This is a genomic window from Candidatus Sulfotelmatobacter sp., assembly GCA_035498555.1.
In the GTDB taxonomy this organism is placed as follows: Bacteria; Eisenbacteria; RBG-16-71-46; order RBG-16-71-46; family RBG-16-71-46; genus DATKAB01.
In genome coordinates this window covers 1-4,344 of the sequence record DATKAB010000020.1, presented here as the reverse complement: position 1 = coordinate 4,344, position 4,344 = coordinate 1, and the positions used below count along the sequence as shown (strand labels likewise).

General features: G+C 68.8%; 5 protein-coding genes, 1 tRNA gene and 1 other RNA gene. All 7 read right to left on the bottom strand.

The annotated features are described in order from the left end of the window. Positions 1-824: hemolysin family protein (locus tag VMJ70_02080; protein ID HTO89895.1), on the bottom strand; the 824-nt coding region annotated here is incomplete at its 3' end. Positions 825-836: 12 nt separating this feature from the next. Continuing rightward, positions 837-1,451, bottom strand: coding sequence for a recombination mediator RecR (gene recR / locus VMJ70_02075; protein HTO89894.1), 615 nt, complete (start codon positions 1,449-1,451; stop codon positions 837-839). A gap of 10 nt (positions 1,452-1,461) precedes the next feature. After that, positions 1,462-1,767 carry a YbaB/EbfC family nucleoid-associated protein gene (locus tag VMJ70_02070; protein ID HTO89893.1) on the bottom strand — a complete coding sequence of 102 codons (306 nt, stop codon included), beginning with the start codon at positions 1,765-1,767 and terminating at the stop codon, positions 1,462-1,464. Further along, positions 1,764-3,629, bottom strand: a complete 1,866-nt coding sequence (dnaX, locus tag VMJ70_02065; protein ID HTO89892.1) for a DNA polymerase III subunit gamma/tau — start codon at positions 3,627-3,629, stop codon at positions 1,764-1,766. The genes VMJ70_02070 and dnaX overlap by 4 nt, the downstream gene beginning before the upstream one ends. A 16-nt stretch (positions 3,630-3,645) precedes the next feature. Continuing rightward, an RNA gene (gene ffs / locus VMJ70_02060) (signal recognition particle sRNA small type) lies at positions 3,646-3,745 on the bottom strand. A gap of 8 nt (positions 3,746-3,753) precedes the next feature. Further along, a tRNA-Ala gene (locus VMJ70_02055) sits at positions 3,754-3,829 on the bottom strand. Between the two features lie 139 nt (positions 3,830-3,968). Continuing rightward, on the bottom strand, positions 3,969-4,344 hold a 376-nt coding region (locus VMJ70_02050; GenBank protein ID HTO89891.1), incomplete at its 5' end, for a T9SS type A sorting domain-containing protein.

Sequence of the window (4,344 nt, the reverse complement as noted above, 5' to 3'; positions counted from 1 at the left end):
TCCTTGGTGTTGACGATGCCGACGATGTGGTCGGGCGTTCCCTCCCACACCGGCATCCGGGTGTGCGCGCTCTCGCGGCAGGCGTCGAGGATCTCCTTCTCGGACGCCTGGAGCGACAGCGTGACCACCTTGTCGCCGGGCACCATCACGTCCTGCACGGTCTTGTCGGCCAGCTCGAACACGCGCTGCACGTAGGTGGCCTGATCGGGCGGGATCACGCCGGCTTCCTGCGTCTCTTCGATCAGCATGCTCAGCTCGTCCACCGAGTGCACCTGCTGGTGGATCGGCGGGCTCGGCACCCGGAGCCACTTCACGATGCGCTCGCCCGACACGCGGAACACCGCGATGAAAGGCCGGAACACCCGGATGAACGCGAGCAACGGCGTCGAGGTCCACAGCGCCACGGCCTCGGCGTGCTCGATGGCGATGGCGCGAGGCACCAGCTCGCCGAGCACGATGTGCAGGTAGGTGATGCCGAGGAACGCGATCACCACCGCTGCGCCGTGCGCCACCGCCAGATTCCAGGGATGCGGCAACAAGTGGAAGATCGGCTCGATCAGGTGAGCGACCGCCGGCTCGCCGAGCCAGCCGAGCATCAGGCTGCTGAAGGTGATGCCGAGCTGGGTGGCGGCCAACGATCGGCCGAGATTCTCGTGGATGATGCGCAGCGGCGCCGCGCCGAACTTCCCCTGCGCGACCAGCTCGTCGATGCGCGTCCAGCGCACCGTGACCAGCGAGAACTCGGCGGCGACGAAGAAGCCGTTGAGCGCCGCGCACAGCAGCACGCCAAGCAGGCGGACGGCATCGACCCAATGCGGTGACATCGATCGGTGGGGCTATTCCGCCCGCTGGCGGCCCTCGAGAGCGCGGGCCAGCGTGACCATGTCGGAGTATTCGAGGTCGGAGCCCATCGGAACCCCGCGCGCAATTCGAGTCACCTTGATCCCGGTGGGAGCCAGCAGTCGCGACAGATAGAGCGCGGTGGCTTCGCCGGCCACGTTGGGATTGGTGGCCAGGATCACCTCCTGGATCGCCTCGCTCGAGCCTCCGGAATCGCGCAGCCGTTCGAGCAGCTGGCGAATGCGCAGATCGTCGGGGGTGGTGCCGTCGAGCGGCGAGAGCGCGCCGCCCAGCACATGATAGCGGCCGCGATACTGCGCGGTGCGTTCGAGCGCCAGCACGTCGCCCGGCTGCTCGACCACGCACACCACCGTGGCATCGCGCCTGGGGTCGGTGCAGATCGGGCAGGGATCCTGTTCGGTGAAGTTGCCGCACACGCTGCACAGCCCGACCTTCTCGCGCAACGCGCGAATCGAGTCGGCGAGCCGAAGCGCATCCTCGCGCGGCGCGCGCAGCAGATGGAGCGCCAGACGCTGCGCGCTCTTCTGGCCGATGGTCGGGAGCTTGACCAGCTCCTCGATCAGTTGCTCGAGGATTTTGGAGCCGTACATGAGGGCGGGATCAGAACGGCAGCTTGAAGCCGCCGGTCACCTTGGCGATCGACTCCTGCATCTGCTCTTCCGAGGTCTTCTGCGCTTCGGCGATCGCGGTGACGATCAGATCCTCGAGCAGCGTCACGTCCTTTTCGTCGAGCGCGGCGGGACTCAGCTTGATCTCCTTCAGGCGCTGCTTGCCGTCCACCACCGCCTTGACCATGCCGCCGCCGGCGCTGGCCTCGAAGCGCTGTTCGGCGAACTGCTCTTCCAGCTCGCCCATCATCTTCTGCACCTTCTGCGCCTGCTTCACCATGTCGCCGAAGCTCTTCATTCCGGAGGCGTCTCCCCGCGCCGCGCGCGTTCGATCACTTCGCCTTCGAACCAGGCGATGGCCTGGTCCACCATGGGCTTCAAGTCCTGGGCGGTGGGCCGCGGCATCGCCGCCCCACCCACGCTCTCGCCGGTGACGCAGCGCAGCGCGTGCATGTCACCAAACGCTCGGCGGATCTCTTCGCCGATCAGCGCGCGATTCTCCTGTTCTTCCACCACCACGCGGTGGAGATCGTCCATCCCCACGCACACCGTGTTCCCGGCGCAGCCCATGAAGCGACAGGCCTCGAGGAACGCGCCGAGCATGCGCTTGCGACCATTGATCCCGCTCAGCACGTCCTTCCAGCGCGCTTCGAGCTCGGGCGACAATTCCGGCGCCTCGGCGAGCGCGGTCGCGCTCGCGGCGCCCGCCGGGGCGGCGACGTTCGTGAGCGGGCGCGGGGCCGGCGAGGCGGACGGCGAAGTCATCGGCGTGCCGAAGCTCGCGCGCGGATCGGATCCGCCCGAGGTCGCCCCGCCCGGGCCAAACCCGCGGCGCGGCGGGGCCGCCGAGGGGCTGGCCGCGCCCGCCGGAGCCGGCGCCGGCGGGCGCGCGGGTGCCGCCGACGTCGTGGCGCGCGTCGCAGGACCGCCGCCCGATGTCCCGCGCGGTGCGGCGCCGCCGCCGCCGCCGAGCCGCTGCTCCAGCTGCTCCAGGCGCTCGAGCAGCGTCGCCAGCGTCTCGCCCGGCTCGAGCGTCGCCATCTGCAACACCGCGGCTTCGAGGTGGATCAGCGGCTGCGGGCTGTCGCGCATCGGCAGCGCCGCTTCCGACGCCAGGCGCAGCAGGCGCAACAGGTCGCTCTCGCTCCAGTCCCTGCCCTGTTCGATCAATCGGTCGAGATCGTGGCGCGCGAGCGCCACCAGATCGCCGCCCTCGGGATCGATCTTCAAGATCAGCATGTGGCGCACGTGCTCGCTCAAACCCTCGGCCAGCTCGCGAGGGTCAAGGCCCTTGTCGAAGGCGGCGTGGAGTGCCAGCAGCGCGGCTTTCGGGTCGCGCCGCACGATCGCGTCGCCGAGCGTGAAGAACGCCTCGCGATCGGCGATGCCGAGCACGCGGCGCACCAGCTCTTCGTTCACTTCGGGCTCGCCGGCCGAAATCACCTGATCGAGCGCGCTCACCGCGTCGCGCATGGAGCCCTCGGACTTGTGCGCGATCAAGAGCGCCGCGTCCTCGGTGAGCGTGAACTTCACGCCTTCGGAATCGGCGGCTTCGCGCTTCTGGATCTCGACCAGCCGGTCGGCGACCTTGCGCAGCGGGACGCGCGCGAAGTCGAAGCGCTGGGTGCGCGAGCGGATGGTGTCGGGCAGCTTCTGCGGATCGGTGGTGGCGAAGATGAACACCAGATGAGCGGGCGGCTCTTCCAGCGTCTTGAGCAATGCGGCGAACGCGTCGCCCGAGAGCTGATGCACCTCGTCGATGATCACCACGCGATAGGCGCCACCGGTCGGCGCGAAGCGCACCTTCTCGCGCAGCGCCTGCACATCGGCGATGCCGCGATTCGAGGCGCCGTCGATCTCGGCCACGTCGAGCGAAACGCCCGAGGTGATCTCGACGCACGGCGTGCACTGGTTGCAGGGATCGACGGTCTTGAGCTTGCCGGCGGCGCGCTCGGAGCGGCGCTTCTCGCAATTGAGAGCCTTGGCGAGGATGCGAGCGCTGGTGGTCTTGCCCACGCCGCGCGCCCCGGTGAACAGGTAGGCGTGCGCCACGCGCTGATTCTCGAGCGCGCGGGTCAATACCCGGCTCACGTGGTCCTGCCCGATCAGGTCGGCGAAGACCTGCGGGCGGTATTTGAGCGTGAGTGCGCGATGAGCCATTCCGAACGCCGGTTCAAAGGGCCAGGCGGATCAGCGGCACACCCGAAGGATTGCTTACCGCTGCTACCTTCCGGTCCTGACGGGGTTCACAAGGTCGGGTTGCGCTGGGCCTGGCCCAAATTATTGGTGGAGATGATCGGATTCGAACCGACGACCCCCTCGTTGCGAACGAGGTGCTCTCCCAACTGAGCTACATCCCCACCGGATAACGATTTCGGGTCGCGGAGGCCGCGAGAGAGCCGGACAGTCGCCCCCGAATTGCGCGGCATTCTATCAGCGCGAGTGAGGGGGTCAAGCGGCGCGGGCGCCGGCGCGCGCACGCCGATCAACGAGCGACAGTCACCGAGCGACGATGGCGCGGCGCGCGATCTGGAGATCGCCCTGTGTCAGCTTGACCAGGTAGAGCCCGGGCGCGAGCGAGGCGCCTTCATCGAGCGTGATGGAGCGTGCGCCCGACGAAGCCGCGAGCTCGCGATGGGCGACGCGGCGGCCCACCAGATCGAAGACATCGAGCGTCGCCGGCTCCGAGCGGAACAACGCGAACTCGATGCGCAGCGCGCCGTGCACCGGATTGGGTTTCACCTCGAGCTGGGCCTTGAGCTCGTTCAGCCCGCCGGGCGGGGGCTGCGGGGCCACCAGCGGATCGCCCACCGGCAGGACGTAGGGGACCGCATCGAAGGGCGCGATGCGCTGGGCGCGGATGTCGTCGACGCCG

Bases quoted from the DNA above. Each gene is read 5' to 3' on its own strand.
- recR (HTO89894.1), bottom strand. From the start codon at position 1,451: ATGTACGGCTCCAAAATCCTCGAGCAACTGATCGAGGAGCTGGTCAAG.
- VMJ70_02070 (HTO89893.1), bottom strand. From the start codon at position 1,767: ATGAAGAGCTTCGGCGACATGGTGAAGCAGGCGCAGAAGGTGCAGAAG.
- dnaX (HTO89892.1), bottom strand. From the start codon at position 3,629: ATGGCTCATCGCGCACTCACGCTCAAATACCGCCCGCAGGTCTTCGCC.